12 protein-coding genes are annotated in these 15441 nt (G+C 53.0%); 9 read left to right on the forward strand and 3 right to left on the reverse strand.

All coding sequences use genetic code 11. From position 1 onward, the window contains the following. Nucleotides 1-94: 94 nt before the first annotated feature. The gene (locus IPM50_15220) at nt 95-1570 is read right to left on the reverse strand and encodes an IS110 family transposase (GenBank protein QQS32972.1); all 1476 of its coding nucleotides are present in this window, start codon (nt 1568-1570) and stop codon (nt 95-97) included. A gap of 256 nt (nt 1571-1826) precedes the next feature. Here IPM50_15220 and IPM50_15225 point away from each other — a divergent pair, with 256 nt between their 5' ends. From IPM50_15225 to IPM50_15235, 3 genes are all read left to right on the forward strand, one after another. Beyond that, entirely contained in the window at nt 1827-3341 is a 1515-nt protein-coding gene (locus tag IPM50_15225; protein ID QQS32973.1) for an RHS repeat-associated core domain-containing protein, read from the forward strand. 97 nt (nt 3342-3438) lie between these two features. Beyond that, complete coding sequence (locus tag IPM50_15230) at nt 3439-3993, forward strand: hypothetical protein (protein ID QQS32974.1); 555 nt, start codon at nt 3439-3441, stop codon at nt 3991-3993. Between the two features lie 101 nt (nt 3994-4094). Continuing rightward, nucleotides 4095-4943 (forward strand): VCBS repeat-containing protein, encoded by an 849-nt coding sequence (locus tag IPM50_15235; protein ID QQS32975.1) that lies wholly within the window; start codon nt 4095-4097, stop codon nt 4941-4943. Nucleotides 4944-5039: 96 nt separating this feature from the next. Here IPM50_15235 and IPM50_15240 read toward each other — a convergent pair whose 3' ends face one another. After that, nucleotides 5040-6515 carry an IS110 family transposase gene (locus tag IPM50_15240; GenBank protein QQS32976.1) on the reverse strand — a complete coding sequence of 492 codons (1476 nt, stop codon included), beginning with the start codon at nt 6513-6515 and terminating at the stop codon, nt 5040-5042. 256 nt (nt 6516-6771) lie between these two features. Here IPM50_15240 and IPM50_15245 point away from each other — a divergent pair, with 256 nt between their 5' ends. The 5 genes from IPM50_15245 to IPM50_15265 all read left to right on the forward strand — a co-directional run bounded on the left by IPM50_15245 (nt 6772) and on the right by IPM50_15265 (nt 11229). Continuing rightward, a complete protein-coding gene (locus tag IPM50_15245) occupies nt 6772-7440 on the forward strand; it encodes a hypothetical protein (protein QQS32977.1) in 669 nt (222 codons plus the stop codon). 220 nt (nt 7441-7660) lie between these two features. Continuing rightward, nucleotides 7661-9136: an RHS repeat-associated core domain-containing protein gene (locus IPM50_15250; protein ID QQS32978.1), complete on the forward strand. Its 1476-nt coding sequence runs from the start codon at nt 7661-7663 to the stop codon at nt 9134-9136. A 17-nt stretch (nt 9137-9153) separates the two neighbouring features. Next, nucleotides 9154-9726, forward strand: a complete 573-nt coding sequence (locus IPM50_15255) for a hypothetical protein (GenBank protein QQS32979.1) — start codon at nt 9154-9156, stop codon at nt 9724-9726. A gap of 85 nt (nt 9727-9811) precedes the next feature. Next, nucleotides 9812-10408 (forward strand): hypothetical protein, encoded by a 597-nt coding sequence (locus IPM50_15260; GenBank protein ID QQS32980.1) that lies wholly within the window; start codon nt 9812-9814, stop codon nt 10406-10408. A 98-nt stretch (nt 10409-10506) separates the two neighbouring features. Beyond that, entirely contained in the window at nt 10507-11229 is a 723-nt protein-coding gene (locus IPM50_15265; GenBank protein ID QQS32981.1) for a VCBS repeat-containing protein, read from the forward strand. Nucleotides 11230-11325: 96 nt separating this feature from the next. On the opposite strand, the gene IPM50_15270 is transcribed toward IPM50_15265, so the two are convergent. Next, nucleotides 11326-12801 (reverse strand): IS110 family transposase, encoded by a 1476-nt coding sequence (locus tag IPM50_15270; GenBank protein ID QQS32982.1) that lies wholly within the window; start codon nt 12799-12801, stop codon nt 11326-11328. Between the two features lie 256 nt (nt 12802-13057). On the opposite strand from IPM50_15270, the gene IPM50_15275 reads away from it, so the two are divergent. Then, on the forward strand, nt 13058-15439 hold the full coding sequence (locus IPM50_15275; protein ID QQS32983.1) for a hypothetical protein: 2382 nt from the start codon (nt 13058-13060) through the stop codon (nt 15437-15439). Nucleotides 15440-15441 lie beyond the last annotated feature (2 nt).

Below are 15441 nucleotides of genomic sequence, written 5' to 3' on the forward strand. Positions count from 1 at the left end.
AGGTCAACTCACATAAGTGTTGTTATTTGACAAGTTAAAGTAACGGGAAAAACGCGGCCGTCAGAATATTTACCCTTATCGACGGATTTCCTCCTTATGCGATATCGGGCCGTGGGGTGGACTTGGAGCGTGTGGCCTCGCGTTTCTGGTACCTGAGCAGGAGGCGCTCGGTGTGCTGTGAGAGGATGCGTTCCCAGTCGGTTTCGCTCGGGCTTGTCGGATCGAAGAGAAGATCGGTCGATGGGATGAGCGGTGAAGACGGATCGTCGAGATGGCGCTTTCGCTGATCAACGATCGCCGCATAGAGACGCTCGGCATCGGCGGCGGCCTGCTTTGTGATCTGCGACTTGAGCTTGCGTCCCTGAACATCGATGCCTGTGCCGTAGAGAGCAGACCGGCCTCCTCTTTTAGCGGCAGCAGACTTGATCTCGATGCCCAGTTTCTTCTTCGCGAGAAAACGCCAGCGGGAACGCTTTTCCATCGTGAGGCGAGGCAGCTTATATACATAGTCCTCGCGGTTCGAGAGAAGATGATGGACGAGTTCGACAAGTTTACGAGCAACAGCGACGACCGCGACGTTGTGGTTTCGCTTTCGCTGGATGCGGGAGTAGAGAGCCCGCATCGGCCCCGGAGAACGACGAAGTATCTCGGCCGCCTCGATGATCAGCCAACGGGCTTCGGCTCGCCCTTGCTTGGTGATCCGTCCGTTGCGTGAAGTGTCGCCTGACTGATATGTAGAAGGAACGACACCGAAGTAGGCGGCGAGTTTCTTTTTATCCGGGAACCTGCCGATGTCGCCGATGGTTCCGATCAGGCTCGAAGCGACCACCAGATTGACGCCGGTTATGGACAGCAGCCGGTCCATCTGTTCTTTGAGATGTGGTCTGAGTGCGACATAAGATGCGATCACTGATTCGAGATCGGCAACGAGTGCGTCGATGCGGTCGATCTCGTTGAGAAGTGACCCGATCCTCATCCGGTCGAGTTCCGGAACCGGGGTCTTGATGCCTTCACCCCGGATGATGTTCTCGAGCCAGCGTCGTCCTGATGTTCCAAAGAGATCGCTTCGCTCCTGATGCACCATATTGCGGTGAAGCACGGAATGGATGGTGTTCTTGCATTCGGTCCGCCGACGAACGAGGCTCACTCGGTCCGTGATGAACTGACGCAACGCTTCGGTGTCCTCGTCCGGCAGCCAGACCTCGGGCAGATATCCGACGCGGGCAAGCTCAGCCAGAACCCGTGCGTCGATCTTGTCGGTCTTGATCTTTGCCTGGGCGATAGTCTTTGTCTTGATCGGGTTGGAGACGATCACTCGTGCTTGTGAGTTGCCCCGCAGGAGTCTCGCGATAGATGTCGAGTTGGTCGTCACTTCGAGAGCGGCCGTATCGCCTTCTCTCAACTCAGCGGCAATGAGAAGAAAGCTCTCTCGGGTTGTCGCAAACCGCTTTGTCTCGATCTGAACACCACCGGCGTCGAGCACCGAGATCTGCGATTCACGCTTTGCGAGATCGATCCCGAACCAACGCGGACCGTCCGTCGCTCTTGTTGTCTTTGAAAAGAAACGCATTTGTCCCTGCCTCCTTATATAAAGGTGTCGTATCAAGCAGGGCAGACCGCTGGTAGCGGGCGACAACTATTCATCCGGGTTCCGGATACAGATGGGAGATCTTTCTCTTCACAAATCAGAGAACAGGACTATACTTGACCCAAGTGGGCGCGTGCGGCTAGGACTCTCATTTACGACGGCAGGCTCTTGCAGTAATGCATGGCCTATACGTGAAGTCGAGAAGACCCGCAGCGATACCCGCCCTCACGGTCTACCCGTGGGCGGCGGGACTGGCGTCGCGGCGCATCCTGTTGCCCAGCTTACCGAGCAGGTTATTCCTACTTGTTCGCTCACGCAACACCCGCACCGCTCACACCCTCCACGCACCCATTCTTTTCATACCATTTACGATCAAAACGGCAATGTTACGCAGGACGCCGAGGGCAAGCGGTTTGCATATGATGCGGAGAACCATCAGAAGGAGTTCTTCAGTGCGAGCAACCCCGGCACGACCCCGGACGCGACTTATTCGTACGACGGTGACGGCCGCAGAATAAAGAAGGTTACGGCCGCGGAGACGACCGTGTTCGTCTACAACGCGAGTGGGCAACTTGTGGCGGAGTACTCGACTCAAATCAGTCAGACGCCGCAGGTTAGCTATTTGACAACCGATCATCTCGGGAGCCCGAGAGTCGTTTCCGATCATCTGGGAGCAGTTAAGGACAGGAAGGACTATTCGGCATTCGGCGAGGAAACGATATCAGCCCAACGGCAGAGCGCCTTGGGCTACACCGCTGCCGGTGACGAGCTTCGGAAAGGCTACACCGGCTACGAGAAAGATAATGAAAGCGGACTCGACTTCGCTCAGGCGAGGTATTACAACTCGACGCATGGGCGCTACACCAGCATCGACCCGCTGACGGCGAGTGCGAGCATCCGAAACCCCCAGACGTTCAACCGCTACAGCTACGTCCTGAACTCTCCGTACAAATATACGGACCCCCTCGGTTTGCTTCCGATGGGATGGAGAGACAGCACCGGAGGATGCGGGGCAGAATACTCTTCGTGCTCGGACAATTGGGGTTCCAGCACTTGGGATGATGAGGATGTGCCGGAGCAGGAGGAAACCGAGGAGGGCGTGGCCGAAGATCAGCAAACCGAGGGCGGCGATCAACAGCAAGCTGAGGAATCTACGCCACCTCCGACACCTTCGGCGGAACAGAATGCGGAGCCCCAATCAAACGTTACACCTGGGACAATAAATATCGGACTAGTCGAAGTTTTTGACCAGGTTCCGCGAGGTGGTGAACCAATCAGAGATACCGGGTTTCGAACGCCGGAGACGAAACCGGTCGGTACTGTGATGCCTGATGACGGTGAAGTAACGATCACGAATCCCCCTGCGGGGGATGTATTCTACGTTCGACTCACGGCTACAATGAGCGGCGATGCGACGTTCGCTGGAGCTAATTTGCCAACGGTTGCAAAGAACAGTACCAATAACAATTTTGAACAGACTACTTTGCCTGGGGAAAAGGCACAACCGGGAACAACAGGCCTAAAACCTGCGACAAAACTTTCGGATGACGGAAGGACTTTAACAGTGATTATTGCGATTGCCCGTGGTGACAGTACGAGTTCGGCAAGCACGAGATCGACTACTTTTACTGTTGGAATATATGGAAAGAGTACGCAAGGACTAGCAGAGAGTCTTTTGGTGCGTCGTCCTAGTGATCCATCCGCGAAGTTGAAGATCAATATTACCCAGATCATTCCTCGCGATCTGCCATAATTAACGTAGACAGACTCTTAAGGAGGTACTATGAAATCTTTCTGTAATTTTCTAGTGATGGTTTTGATTGTGCTCAGCATTTGCTCTCTAGACCTGTTTGCAGGGGAAAGACGTTGTATCTTTTGAGATCCCACCCGAGAAACTTTCACTGCTATTTGTAAATGATCCTACGTGTCCCATTCAGATATCAGGACCGGCAAAGATAATCGGCTATTCCAACGGCGGTCTTTCCTTTGGATACTCACTAACCAACAAGTCGAACGCAAATATAGAAAGTTTTTTAGTTGAGGCAACAGATTGGTTTGGATTCAAGGGATACAGCAGTCCTTCGACAGTAAATCAAGGGTTCGTATTCGCTCCTGGAGGCACCTACGATGCGCTCTCGTCCGAGAAAGTTATCGATGTTCTCCCATTTGATGATTCGATAGCTCGAGAGAGCGGGATAATGAACGTACACAACAAAATATGGATCGTTATGATTGTTAAGGTCAATCTTTCAGACGGATCGACTTATGACGCGTCACAGAAATTTAGGTCGCTTAGCGATTTTGTCGAGAAACCTTATTCAAAGGTTGGGTTGACAGAGGGTGAGTTAATTACTCGAGAACAACAACTTCGCGAGTTTGTTTCGAAACTTATGGTTTCCAAGTAGCAACAAGTCTGCGTCGATTTATTTGTAATATCCACGACGAAATCGCGAACATCGTTTCCTTTTCGTTTTAACAGGTATTTATTTGGTAAGGAGAAGTCCCCATGTCTCTGTCAGGATCCCACGATGTCGGAAAGCGAAAGAAGCTTTTTACGTGGTTTGGTGCGTTCGGGCTTGTGGTTCTTGTCACACTTGGGGTATTCGCTTCGAACGGGTGGCTGCCTCGGACCGATCCGCTGAGCGGCGAGAAGTATGGATGGTTCGGCAAGAAACTGCCGAAGCAGGCCACCTCCGCATGGAACCCTTTCCCTCCGCTCGACCCCACGCCGCAACTTTCAAAAGAGTACATATATGCTTCGGGATCGCGGCTGCTTGCGGTCGAAGATGCGAATGCAAACGCGGCTCCGCCTGCGGACATTGCCGTTTGGACGCCGAGCAATGGATTGTGGGCCGTCATGGGCCAAACTGGGTCGCAGGCGACGGGATTGCAGTTCGGCATGTCTGGCGATATTCCCGTTCCAGGCGATTACGACGGCGACGGAAAAACAGATTTTGCGGTCTTTCGACCCAGCTCGTCGGCGATCTTTTACGTCTGGCCAAGTGGCGGCGGGAGCTACTATGGATATTACTGGGGCGTGACCGGCGACAAACCCGCGATGGGAGATTTCGATGGCGACGGCAAGCACGACATCGTGATCGCCCGGCCCAACACAGGTTCGAATTCGCTTGATTGGTGGATCCGAAAGAGTTCCGATTCGACCTACTATGCGGTCAGTTGGGGGGTTCCTACGGACGACCTTGCCGTGGCGGATTACGACGGAGACGGCATCGCCGACCGTGCCGTCTACCGATCTTCCGACCAGACCTTCTACATCATCCGTTCGAGCGACGGCGGATTCTTTGGGGTTGACATAGGCGTGACCGGAACGGTTGTCAGCTCCGACTATTCATGAAAAGGTCAACTCACATAAGTGTTGTTATTTGACAAGTTAAAGTAACGGGAAAAACGCGGCCGTCAGAATATTTACCCTTATCGACGGATTTCCTCCTTATGCGATATCGGGCCGTGGGGTGGACTTGGAGCGTGTGGCCTCGCGTTTCTGGTACCTGAGCAGGAGGCGCTCGGTGTGCTGTGAGAGGATGCGTTCCCAGTCGGTTTCGCTCGGGCTTGTCGGATCGAAGAGAAGATCGGTCGATGGGATGAGCGGTGAAGACGGATCGTCGAGATGGCGCTTTCGCTGATCAACGATCGCCGCATAGAGACGCTCGGCATCGGCGGCGGCCTGCTTTGTGATCTGCGACTTGAGCTTGCGTCCCTGAACATCGATGCCTGTGCCGTAGAGAGCAGACCGGCCTCCTCTTTTAGCGGCAGCAGACTTGATCTCGATGCCCAGTTTCTTCTTCGCGAGAAAACGCCAGCGGGAACGCTTTTCCATCGTGAGGCGAGGCAGCTTATATACATAGTCCTCGCGGTTCGAGAGAAGATGATGGACGAGTTCGACAAGTTTACGAGCAACAGCGACGACCGCGACGTTGTGGTTTCGCTTTCGCTGGATGCGGGAGTAGAGAGCCCGCATCGGCCCCGGAGAACGACGAAGTATCTCGGCCGCCTCGATGATCAGCCAACGGGCTTCGGCTCGTCCCTGCTTGGTGATCCGTCCGTTGCGTGAAGTGTCGCCCGACTGATATGTAGAAGGAACGACACCGAAGTAGGCGGCGAGTTTCTTTTTATCCGGGAACCTGCCGATGTCGCCGATGGTTCCGATCAGGCTCGAAGCGACCACCAGATTGACGCCGGTTATGGACAGCAGCCGGTCCATCTGTTCTTTGAGATGTGGTCTGAGTGCGACATAAGATGCGATCACTGATTCGAGATCGGCAACGAGTGCGTCGATGCGGTCGATCTCGTTGAGAAGTGACCCGATCCTCATCCGGTCGAGTTCCGGAACCGGGGTCTTGATGCCTTCACCCCGGATGATGTTCTCGAGCCAGCGTCGTCCTGATGTTCCAAAGAGATCGCTTCGCTCCTGATGCACCATATTGCGGTGAAGCACGGAATGGATGGTGTTCTTGCATTCGGTCCGCCGACGAACGAGGCTCACTCGGTCCGTGATGAACTGACGCAACGCTTCGGTGTCCTCGTCCGGCAGCCAGACCTCGGGCAGGTATCCGACGCGGGCAAGCTCAGCCAGAACCCGTGCGTCGATCTTGTCGGTCTTGATCTTTGCCTGGGCGATCGTCTTTGTCTTGATCGGGTTGGAGACGATCACTCGTGCTTGTGAGTTGCCCCGCAGGAGCCTTGCGATAGATGTCGAGTTGGTCGTCACCTCGAGTGCGGCCGTATCGCCTTCTCTCAGCTCGGCCGCGATCAGAAGAAAGCACTCTCGGGTCGTCGCGAATCGCTTTGTCTCGATCCGAACACCACCGGCGTCGAGAACCGCGACCTGCGATTCACGCTTTGCGAGATCGATCCCGAACCAACGCGGACCGTCCGTCGCTCTTGTTGTCTTTGAAAAGAAGCTCATTGTCTTCTGCCTCCTTATATAAAGGTGTCGTATCAAGCAGGGCAGACCGCTGGTAGCGGGCGACAACTATTCATCCGGGTTCCGGATACAGATGGGAGATCTTTCTCTTTACAGTTCAGAGAACAGGACTATACTTGACCCAAGTGGGCGCGTGCGGCTAGGACTCTCATTTACGACGGCAGGCTCTTCGCATCCGCGATGGCCTATACGTGAAGTCGAGAAGACCCGCAGCGATACCCGCCCTCACGGTCTACCCGTGGGAAGCGGGACTGGCGTCGCGGCGCATCCTGTTGCCCAGCTTACCGAGCAGGTTATTCCTACTTGTTCGCTCACGCAACACCCGCACCGCTCACACCCTCCACGCACCCATTCTTTTCATACCATTTACGACGATAACGGAAACATTACCAGGACAACAGACTCCAAGGGAGAATACATTGATGGTTCGTATGACAATCTCAATCGCCTGAAGGTTCGCGACTATTCGGACGCCGTTACTCCTGACGTTAGCTTCTTTTACGATGGGAAAGGCCTCGGTGCTGAGCCTGCCCGATCCAAAGGGAAAACCACCAAAGTTGCAAGCACCGTCTCGGAGACTCGTTACACCTTTTTCGATGAACTGGGACGCCTCAAGAACCATCAGCAGATCACCGACGGTCAGACCTATTCTACCGAGTACGAATACAACCTGTCGGGCGGCCTTGTTTCGGAAATCTACCCTTCCGGCCGGACCGTGAACTATGAGATCAACGCAGATGGCGATCTTTCCCACGTCTGGGGCGAGAATGGGTCTGCTATCACGACCTATGCCAATGCCTTCAACTACAACGTAAACGGAGCGGTGGAAAAGCTGCGACTCGGCAATGGCAAATGGGAAACCGCGTCATATAACAGCCGCGGACAGATCACAGATCGGGCTGGGTAACGGATCGAGCGACACGAGTCTTCTCAAACTAGAGTACTCGTATAATACGACCGGACAGATCAACAATAACGGCAGCCTGCGGGAACAGAAGATCACGGTCCCCAGTGCGGGCGGTGCTTCCGGCTTCACGGCCACACAGACCTACACTTACGACGACCTCAATCGGTTGCAAGTCGCGGAAGAAAAGGTTGCGGGCAACACGACCTGGAAGCAGACCTTCGTGATCGACCGTTACGGCAATCGCGAGTTCGACGCGGCAAACACGACAACTCTGGGCAGCTGCACGCAGGCGGTTTGCAACCCTGATATCAATACTGCGAACAATAGGTTCTCTTCAGGCCAGGGCTATTCGTACGATCAAAACGGCAATGTTACGCAGGACGCCGAGGGCAAGCGGTTTGCATATGATGCGGAGAACCATCAGAAGGAGTTCTTCAGCGCGAGCAATCCCGGCACGACCCCGGACGCGACCTACCATTACGACGGCGACGGCCGCAGAATAAAGAAGGTTACAGCCACGGAAACGACCGTGTTCGTCTACAACGCGAGCGGGCAACTTGTGGCGGAGTACTCGACTCAAATCAGTCAGACGCCGCAGGTTAGCTATTTGACAACCGATCATCTCGGGAGCCCGAGAGTCGTTTCCGATCAGCTGGGAGCAGTTAAGGACAGGAAGGACTATTCCGCCTTTGGCGAGGAAACGATATCAGCCCAACGGCAGAGCGCCTTGGGCTACACCGCTGCCGGTGACGAGCTTCGGAAAGGCTACACCGGCTACGAGAAAGATAATGAAAGCGGACTCGACTTCGCCCAGGCGAGATACTACAACTCGACGCACGGACGGTACACCAGTATCGACCCTCTGACGGCCAGCGCGAGCATCAGAAACCCTCAGACGTTCAACCGATACAGCTACGTCCTGAACTCCCCGTACAAATACACCGATCCCCTCGGTCTGCTACCAATTTCATGGAACACGTCGTTCGGCGGAGGCGGCGGTTTCTGCTCTGCATCCAGTGCGAGTTGCGAAGACGGTGAAGACCTAACAACTTCTTCAATCGAGGCCTATCGACAACAACAACAAGAAGAAGAGCGAAAACGGCAACAGGATAAAGAAAAGAAGAAACAGGAAGAAAAACGGAAAAAAGAAGAAGAACGACAGAAGAAACAAAAACAAAAGAAGCCTGAGAGTCCGCCTAAACCGAGAGCTTCCGAAGAAGAGGAGGTAATTAAGGTTGAAACTAACATTAACAAGGACCTCAAGGTAATCTCGGTCAGTTCAGACTATATAGACAAGGACGAAACTGGCCAAGTACCGGTCGGTGGAAGATTCTCAATTACCTATCGTTTTTCCATTTCGACCCCCCAAGACGCCGACAATCTCGATTTATCGAGCTACGGAAGCGTTGAATCAACAACTAGCAAGGCATTTGATGCGACAGAGAATTTAGAAAGTGTAAGTTCGAAAGTTGCCGTTGTTGGGACAAAAGGTTCAGCGACAATCATCGAAAAAACCGAGACGTTTAGAGTTCTAGCCGATAAGAATAGCAACATCCGGAGAGGGGAACAGGGGACACGAGCAATAAACTACTTCGTGGTAGCCCGAAATCCAGCTTCAGCCGGTAGCGGTAGCGTTAGAAAAAGATCAACCATCAGCAACTATATAGAGGTGCGTGTCGGCGGAAGAATACGATAGATTGGAGGATTAAATGTATGTTTAGAGTATTGATGGCTCTGTTTCTAGTATTGGGGAGTCTCTTGCATCTACAGGCTCAATCTGAGTTTACTGTAAGGCGTGTGTACGTGATTTCGGATTACAATAGCAGGTACATTTTAACTTATGCCGATAGACTAATCCCCCGAGAAGAAATGATCGATGGTGAAACAGTTGGTTGTTTTGTTGCTAAATTGAAGGAAAGCCAGCTGTTTGACGACATCAAGACGGAGTTAGCTCCAGTCAAAGGTACAGGATCATTTGACCTTATAGTCCGCCCCAAATATAAGGTCAATCCTAACGCACTGGTTGTTAAGGAAATTGATCTAAATAAATCGTTCGGTCTTGACAACGCCGCATTTATGGCGAGATTAGCGGGAAATAATGTGGTCATAGGTATGCCATTTAATCCCTATACAGAGATTGAGAGATCGATTGCAAAAGTTCTGGAGGAAATTCCGGAAGAATCAAACACAAAGGGTCCCGAATTATGGATAAGTGTAAAGATAATGGAATCAACGAACGCCTATCTATTTGTAACGGACAGGCCTCCAAGTTGCAGAAAGCTGTAGAATTTGATTGGAAATGCCTTAGGTCAATTTGGCAACCAGCCCCAACAAAGAGTGAAGTATCGTGAAATCCGTATGTAATTTTCTAATGGTTTTCCTTTTGCTCGACATTTGCGCTTTAGACCTATTTGGGCAGGATAAAGACGTTGTATCTTTTGAGATTCCACCTGAGAAACTCTCACTGTTATTTGTAAATGATCCTAGCTGTCCCCTTCAGATATCAGGACCGGCAAAGATAATCGGATATTCCAACGGCGGTCTTTCCTTTGGATATTCACTAGCTAACAAGTCGAACGCAAATATAGAAAGCTTTTTAGTTGAGGCAACCGATTGGTTTGGATTCAAGGGATACAGCAGTCCTGCGATTGTAAATCAAGGGTTCGTATTCGCTCCTGGAGGCACCTACGATGCTCTCTCGTCAGAGAAAGTTTTCGATGTCCGCCCATTTGATGATTCGATAGCTCGCAAAAGCGGGATAATGAATGTACACAACAAAATATGGATCGTTATGATTGTCAAGGTCAAGCTTTCAGACGGATCGACTTATGACGTGTCACAGAAATTTAAGTCGCTCAGCAATTTTGTCGAGAAACCCTATTCAAAGGTTGGGATGTCAGAGGATGAGTTAATTACTCGAGAACAACAGCTTCGTGAGTTTGTTTCGAAACTTATGGTTTCCAAGTAGCAACAAGTCTGCCGTAAATTCATTTGTAATATTCGCAACGAAATCGCGCACATCGTTTCCTTTTGTTTTAAACAGGTCCTTATTTAGGAGAAGTCCCCATGTCTCTGTCAGAATCCCACGGTGTCGTAAAGCGTAAAAGGCTTTTGGCGTGGTGCGGTGTGCTCGGGTTTGTGGTTCTTGTCACACTTGGGGTATTCGCTTCTAATGGCTGGCTGCCTTCGACCGACCCGATGACGGGCAGGAAGACCGGTTGGTTTGGAAGACAACTTCCAAAGAACGCCTCAAGCAGTTGGAATCCATTGGCCGCACCGAACCCAATACCAACACCGCAACTTTCAAAAGAGTACGTATATGCTTCCGGATCACGACTGCTTGCGGTCGAAGATGCTAATGCAAACGCCGCTCCGCCTGCGGACATTGCCGTTTGGACGCCGAGCAATGGTTGGTGGGCGGTCATGGGCCAGACCGGATCACAGGCAACGGGATTGCAGTTCGGCATGTCCGGCGATATTCCCGTTCCCGGGGACTATGATGGTGATGGCAAGACGGACTTTGCGGTCTTTCGTCCTAGCTCCCAAGCGATCTTTTACGTCTGGCCGAGCGGCGGCGGTGGCTATTACGGATACCAGTGGGGAGTTACAGGCGACAAGCCCGCGATGGGGGATTTCGACGGCGACGGCAAGCACGACATCGTGATCGCCCGGCCCAACACAGGTTCGAATTCGCTTGATTGGTGGATCCGAAAGAGTTCCGATTCGACCTACTATGCGGTCAGTTGGGGGGTTCCTACGGACGACCTTGCCGTGGCGGATTATTCATGAAAAGGTCAACTCACATAAGTGTTGTTATTTGACAAGTTAGAGAAACGGGAAAAGACAACTTCGAGAATATTTCCCGCTTATCGACGGATTTCCTCCTTATGCAATATCGGGCGGTGATGTGGACTTGGAGCGTTTGGTTTCGCGTTTTTGGAATCGCAATAGCAGTTTCTCCGTGTGCTGCGAGAGGATGCGTTCCCAGTCGGTCTCGGTCGGGCTTGTCGGGTCGAAGAGAAGATCCGTGGATGGAATGAGCGGTGATGACGGATCGTCGAGATGTCGCTTTCGCTGATCGACGATCGCGGTGTAAAGACGTTCCGCATCGGCGGCAGCTTGTTTTGCGATCTGCGATTTGAGTTTGCGCCCCTGGACGTCGATGCCGGTTCCGTAGAGAGCCGAACGCCCACTCCGTTTGGCGGCGGCACTCTTGATCTCGATGCCGAGTTTCTTCTTTGCGAGAAAACGCCAGCGGGATCGTTTTTCCATTGTGAGTCGAGGCAGCTTGTAGACATAGTCCTCTTTGTTCGACAAAAGATGATGGACGAGTTCGACAAGTTTGCGAGCGACGGCGACGACCGCAACATTGTGGTTCCGCTTTCTCTGAATGCGGGAGTAGAGAGCCCGCATCGGGCCGGGTGATCGGCGAAGTATCTCGGCCGCTTCGATGATCAGCCAGCGGGCCTCGGCTCGTCCCTGCTTGGTGATCCGTCCGTTGCGTGAAGTGTCGCCCGACTGATATGTAGAAGGAACGACACCGAAGTAGGCGGCGAGTTTCTTTTTATCCGGGAACCTGCCGATGTCGCCGATGGTTCCGATCAGGCTCGAAGCGACCACGAGATTGACGCCCGTAATGGAAAGCAGCCGGTCCATCTGTTCTTTGAGATGTGGACGCAGTGCGACATAGGATGCGATCACCGATTCGAGATCGGCAACAAGTGCGTCGATGCGGTCGATCTCGTTGAGAAGTGAACCGATCCTCATTCGGTCGAGTTCGGGAACCGGCGTCTTGATGCCTTCACCGCGAACGATATTCTCGAGCCATTTTCGTCCTGAAGCTCCGAACAGGTCGCTTCGCTCCTGATGCACCATATTGCGGTGAAGCACGGAATGGATGGTGTTCTTGCATTCCGTGCGTCGTCTGACCAGAGATACTCGGTCCGTGATGAACTGACGCAACGCTTCGGTGTCCTCGTCCGGCAGCCAGACCTCGGGCAGGTATCCGACGCGGGCAAGCTCAGCCAGAACCCGTGCGTCGATCTTGTCGGTCTTGATCTTTGCCTGGGCGATCGTCTTTGTCTTGATCGGGTTGGAGACGATCACTCGTGCTTGTGAGTTGCCCCGCAGGAGCCTTGCGATAGATGTCGAGTTGGTCGTCACCTCGAGTGCGGCCGTATCGCCTTCTCTCAGCTCGGCCGCGATCAGAAGAAAGCACTCTCGGGTCGTCGCGAATCGCTTTGTCTCGATCTGAACACCACCGGCGTCGAGAACCGCGACCTGCGATTCACGCTTTGCGAGATCGATCCCGAACCAACGCGGACCGTCCGTCGCTCTTGTTGTCTTTGAAAAGAAGCTCATTGTCTTCTGCCTCCTTATATAAAGGTGTCGTATCAAGCAGGGCAGACCGCTGGTAGCGGGCGACAACTATTCATCCGGGTTCCGGATACAGATGGGAGATCTTTCTCTTTACAGTTCAGAGAACAGGACTATACTTGACCCAAGTGGGCGCGTGCGGCTAGGACTCTCATTTACGACGGCAGGCTCTTCGCATCCGCGATGGCCTATACGTGAAGTCGAGAAGACCCGCAGCGATACCCGCCCTCACGGTCTACCCGTGGGAAGCGGGACTGGCGTCGCGGCGCATCCTGTTGCCCAGCTTACCGAGCAGGTTATTCCTACTTGTTCGCTCACGCAACACCCGCACCGCTCACACCCTCCACGCACCCATTCTTTTCATACCATTTACGACGATAACGGAAACATTACCAGGACAACAGACTCCAAGGGAGAATACATTGATGGTTCGTATGACAATCTCAATCGCCTGAAGGTTCGCGACTATTCGGACGCCGTTACTCCTGACGTTAGCTTCTTTTACGATGGGAAAGGCCTCGGTGCTGAGCCTGCCCGATCCAAAGGGAAAACCACCAAAGTTGCAAGCACCGTCTCGGAGACTCGTTACACCTTTTTCGATGAACTGGGACGCCTCAAGAACCATCAGCAGATCACCGACGGTCAGACCTATTCTACCGAGTACGAATACAACCTGTCGGGCGGCCTTGTTTCGGAAATCTACCCTTCCGGCCGGACCGTGAACTATGAGATCAACGCAGATGGCGATCTTTCCCACGTCTGGGGCGAGAATGGGTCTGCTATCACGACCTATGCCAATGCCTTCAACTACAACGTAAACGGAGCGGTGGAAAAGCTGCGACTCGGCAATGGCAAATGGGAAACCGCGTCATATAACAGCCGCGGACAGATCACACAGATCGGGCTGGGTAACGGATCGAGCGACACGAGTCTTCTCAAACTAGAGTACTCGTATAATACGACCGGACAGATCAACAATAACGGCAGCCTGCGGGAACAGAAGATCACGGTCCCCAGTGCGGGCGGTGCTTCCGGCTTCACGGCCACACAGACCTACACTTACGACGACCTCAATCGGTTGCAAGTCGCGGAAGAAAAGGTTGCGGGCAACACGACCTGGAAGCAGACCTTCGTGATCGACCGTTACGGCAATCGCGAGTTCGACGCGGCAAACACGACAACTCTGGGCAGCTGCACGCAGGCGGTTTGCAACCCTGATATCAATACTGCGAACAATAGGTTCTCTTCAGGCCAGGGCTATTCGTACGATCAAAACGGCAATGTTACGCAGGACGCCGAGGGCAAGCGGTTTGCATATGATGCGGAGAACCATCAGAAGGAGTTCTTCAGTGCGAGCAACCCCGGCACGACCCCGGACGCGACTTATTCGTACGACGGTGACGGCCGCAGAATAAAGAAGGTTACGGCCGCGGAGACGACCGTGTTCGTCTACAACGCGAGTGGGCAACTTGTGGCGGAGTACTCGACTCAAATCAGTCAGACGCCGCAGGTTAGCTATTTGACAACCGATCATCTCGGGAGCCCGAGAGTCGTTTCCGATCATCTGGGAGCAGTTAAGGACAGGAAGGACTATTCGGCATTCGGCGAGGAAACGATATCAGCCCAACGGCAGAGCGCCTTGGGCTACACCGCTGCCGGTGACGAGCTTCGGAAAGGCTACACCGGCTACGAGAAAGATAATGAAAGCGGACTCGACTTCGCTCAGGCGAGGTATTACAACTCGACGCATGGGCGCTACACCAGCATCGACCCGCTGACGGCGAGTGCGAGCATCCGAAACCCCCAGACGTTCAACCGCTACAGCTACGTCCTGAACTCTCCGTACAAATATACGGACCCCCTCGGTTTGCTTCCGATGGGATGGAGAGACAGCACCGGAGGATGCGGGGCAGAATACTCTTCGTGCTCGGACAATTGGGGTTCCAGCACTTGGGATGATGAGGATGTGCCGGAGCAGGAGGAAACCGAGGAGGGCGTGGCCGAAGATCAGCAAACCGAGGGCGGCGATCAACAGCAAGCTGAGGAATCTACGCCACCTCCGACACCTTCGGCGGAACAGAATGCGGAGTCTCCGCAAGCCGCGAGCGATCCGACGCAAACGAAAGGTTGGTATCTCGACTATGTTGCTACTGGTCAAACCGTACCAGACCCGGAAGGAGGCGAAGCTCGCATTGAGAGGTATGATTTCAAGGTCTACCGTGATGGCAAGTTGATTGAGAGTGATGACGTCAAAATAGGGGAATCAGTAACACATGACAAAGCAACCATTGAAGTAAAAAATGATGATGGTACGACGTCAACGAAAGAGGTGGATGTCAATGGGCCTGGAATCTATAACCTACCTCACAAACAAAACTCCGAATTAATAACTCCCACAACGGTTGTTAACGGTAAGAAAAAAGTCGCTGGAGATGCTCAAGGTTTATCAGGGGTGAAAGGCGCAAAAGCTACCAGATTTCGAGAGGTTAATTTTCAGGACACAGATAAAGTTACGTTTACTCTCTACTACAAAGGCAAAGAGGTGGGCAGTCGCACAATCACATCCACTGCATCGATGACCAGTGTGACTGTGGATAAGGGTAAATTTGTTCCAAAGAAATAGGA

The sequence above is a fragment of the Acidobacteriota bacterium genome (genome assembly GCA_016700075.1).
GTDB lineage: Bacteria > Acidobacteriota > Blastocatellia > Pyrinomonadales > Pyrinomonadaceae > OLB17.

Coding starts and splice junctions, on each gene's coding strand:
- IPM50_15220 (QQS32972.1), bottom strand. CDS start 1,570: ATGCGTTTCTTTTCAAAGACAACAAGAGCGACGGACGGTCCGCGTTGG.
- IPM50_15235 (QQS32975.1), top strand. CDS start 4,095: ATGTCTCTGTCAGGATCCCACGATGTCGGAAAGCGAAAGAAGCTTTTT.
- IPM50_15240 (QQS32976.1), bottom strand. CDS start 6,515: ATGAGCTTCTTTTCAAAGACAACAAGAGCGACGGACGGTCCGCGTTGG.
- IPM50_15255 (QQS32979.1), top strand. CDS start 9,154: ATGTTTAGAGTATTGATGGCTCTGTTTCTAGTATTGGGGAGTCTCTTG.
- IPM50_15260 (QQS32980.1), top strand. CDS start 9,812: ATGGTTTTCCTTTTGCTCGACATTTGCGCTTTAGACCTATTTGGGCAG.
- IPM50_15265 (QQS32981.1), top strand. CDS start 10,507: ATGTCTCTGTCAGAATCCCACGGTGTCGTAAAGCGTAAAAGGCTTTTG.
- IPM50_15270 (QQS32982.1), bottom strand. CDS start 12,801: ATGAGCTTCTTTTCAAAGACAACAAGAGCGACGGACGGTCCGCGTTGG.